Below are 3,155 nucleotides of genomic sequence, written 5' to 3' on the forward strand. Positions count from 1 at the left end.
AATCCAAAGCCAGTTCACACAAATAAAAACTGCGTGCCTGGTCTGTTACGGCATTGCCTGACATATTGGGTGCCATATCACAGATTACAAGGTCTAACGGACGATTATCCAATAAGGCTTCAAACTGCTCCAAAACAGCATCTTCCCTAAAGTCGCCCTGAATAAACGACACGCCTTCAATAGCATCCATCGGCAAAATATCCAAAGCAAACACTGCTCCTGTTTTACCGACCAGCTTGGCCGCAACCTGTGACCAACTTCCCGGCGCGCTGCCCAAATCCGCCAAAACCGTACCTGGCTTGATTAATTTGTCTTTTTGATTGATTTCCAATAATTTATAAGCTGCTCTGGCACGATATCCGTCCTTTTGTGCCATATGGACATAATGATCGTTGACGTGCTCATGCAGCCATGCTTTTGAAGATTTTGAGCGTACAGCCATCTTGATTTGAAATGCTTAAGTTAAAATCAGCATTGTACGTTATTTCCCCCGTAAATGTTCTAAATCGCGTACAATATAGCCATTATTCTTTTGAATTGGATACTTATTAATATGAACGACAACAAATTAAGCACCAAAGAAATTTTGGCCTTGAAAGCCCAAGCACACCACCTCCACCCTGTCGTAATGGTTGGCCAACAAGGCTTGACCGACTCGGTCATCAAAGAAACCGATGCCGCATTGACAGCACACGAATTGATTAAAGTCCGTGTTTTTGGCGATGATCGTGCTGAACGTATTGAAATTTGCAATGCCCTGTGTGAAACACTGGGGGCTCAACTGGTGCAACATATTGGCAAATTACTTGTTTTATGGCGTAAAAAACCGGACGACGAATAATTTAAACTGAATAAACAGCAGAAGTATTTTCTCAACCCACTTTAATCATATCCTTCTGTTGTATTTATGCAGTACGAAATGATTTATTCCATTATTCTAAGCATAAAAATACAAATACGGTTGTCTGTTTTTGTAAATAACCTCAAAATTACAAAATCATAACGGCCGCACTCTGTCGGCCGATTATTTTATTCTTAATCCTTCGCAAAATATAAAAGCAAACCGATGAATGCTCAACAATATGAAGAATCTTTTCTTATAGCAGAAAAATTGATCACTCAAGACCCTCCTGACTTTGCACGAGCCATCCCATTGCTCTGCGAGGCAGCAGAAGCCGGGCATGTTGAGGCCGCATTTCAGCTAGCAGGATACCTGATTGAACACCACGAAAATGCTCAAGATTTAGCAATTGCAGTTGAATATTTAAAGCAAGCTGCAAGAGGTGGTCATCCATACGCCCGCTATAATCTTCTCCAGTTACAAGAAAATAATGGAATAGAAATAGAAAAACTCATTGCAGCCTATCAAGAGCTTGCTGAAGAAGGATTAGCCCCAGCACAACTACGCCTCATGCGTTTATATGCAGATAATGGCAATGACCAAGAAGCAGTCAAATGGGCATTGAAAGCTGCCGAACAGCAAAATCCTCAGGCGCAATACTTCTTAGCCCAACATTACCAATATTCCAGCTCTTCTGATTTGGAATATTCCCATAAACTTTATCAGCAATCCGCTGCACAGGGATTTATTGCAGCACACTGGCAACTCGGTCTCCAATACAAATTGGGGCAAGGTGTCGCACAAAATCCTGAAAAAGCAATCGAACATTTACGTATTGCCGCCGATTACGACATTGTTCCAGCGCAAACTTCTCTTGCGGAACTCTTAGCCGCATCAAATCCTGCTGAAGCATTGGAATGGTTTGAAAAAGCTGCCGCACAAGGTGACAGCAATGCGAATGTAGCACTTGCCGAAATCTATCTGCTAGGCAAAAACACCGAACGAGACCCTCAGAAGGCCTATCAGCACGCTAAATTTGCTGCTGATCAAAATGATCCGGAAGGTTTGCGCCTTTTAGGTGATATCTATCGCTACGGATTGGGACGAGCAGTTGATGCTGACACCGCACGCCAATATTATCAACGCTCGGCTGATTTAGGTAATCTTGCCGCTTACCAAAAACTTCTGTCTGACAGCGCATTGAATAACCAGCAAAACTATGAGCTAACCAAAGAAATCGCCCTCCAACGTCAGGAAGCCGAGCGTCTGTACAAGCTGGCATTTGCAGCGCACTATGGCTTAAAACGCAAACAGAATTACGCTGAAGCACTGGAGTTATACCATCAGTCCGCAGAACGTGGACACAGTAAATCCCAAACCAATCTAGGTATGATGTATTACTGCGGACAAGGCGTACCTGTCGACTACGCCCAAGCTGCAAAATGGTTTGAAGCAGCGGCCAAACAAAGAGACACGATGGCTCAATATAATCTTGCCTGCCTGTATTATCACGGCATGGGTGTAAAAAAAGACATCAACAATGCTTGCTTCTGGTTGCAAGAAGCCATCCAACATGGACATGAACAGCAAGACGTTCTCAAAGAGCTTCTGACTCAATGGAAGCAATTCTCTCAAAAAGGCTCTACTGATAATTAGAGGCCGTCTGAAATTCTAACTTCCTACATAAATGACATGTCAGCGCTAAAGTAGCCTGTACATGTCATTTTTTTCATTTACCCTTCCTCAACAATCGCCATCTTCAAATCCCATTTCTCCTTAATCTCTTTAGAGTCTTCAGACGGCCTATTCTCTTTGTAAAAAACCAGATAATCTAAATTTAATTTTCTATTTACAACAAAATTTGAAAAATATTTTTCGTATTCGAATAAACTTTCTCAAATATCTGATGCTTTTTTACTGTATCCACTCAATATCTCGATTTAAAAACAAGCTACATAACTCTTTTAAAAAATCTTAATTTCAACCTCTAAATCCTATCAATATCTACAGCACAATTTGCCAGTTTGCCCAATTACTGATAGCATTTGCAGGTTAGCTGGTTTGTAAAAAGTTCAATTCTTTCTGATTTTTTATCAACGGTTATAACGTATTGAAAATATTTCAGTAATTAAAACTTTTTTCGAATTTGACTCTAGGAATTTTCGTTTTTAACTCACATTTGTTGATAAACGAAAATATCGGAGTAATACTCCGTCATTGAAAAACACTCAACACAAGGATAGATATTATGTCCACCCAATTACACGATGTTGACCCAATTGAAACCAAAGAATGGTTAGACGCGTTAAGCTCT

Annotated in this window: 3 protein-coding genes; 2 read left to right on the forward strand and 1 reads right to left on the reverse strand. The window is 40.8% G+C overall.

Annotation, left to right across the window (positions count from 1 at the left end):
• Window positions 1-442: RlmE family RNA methyltransferase (locus ACTHUE_RS14070; protein WP_440423136.1), on the reverse strand; the 442-nt coding region annotated here is incomplete at its 3' end.
• 111 nt (window positions 443-553) lie between these two features.
• Between ACTHUE_RS14070 and yhbY the strand changes: the two genes are divergently transcribed.
• Together yhbY and ACTHUE_RS14080 are read left to right on the forward strand one after the other, a co-directional pair.
• Window positions 554-841, forward strand: coding sequence for a ribosome assembly RNA-binding protein YhbY (yhbY, locus tag ACTHUE_RS14075; protein ID WP_070460735.1), 288 nt, complete (start codon window positions 554-556; stop codon window positions 839-841).
• A 225-nt stretch (window positions 842-1,066) separates the two neighbouring features.
• Entirely contained in the window at window positions 1,067-2,497 is a 1,431-nt protein-coding gene (locus ACTHUE_RS14080; protein ID WP_070460737.1) for a tetratricopeptide repeat protein, read from the forward strand.
• Window positions 2,498-3,155 lie beyond the last annotated feature (658 nt).

The sequence above is a fragment of the Neisseria sp. P0021.S005 genome (assembly GCF_051956955.1).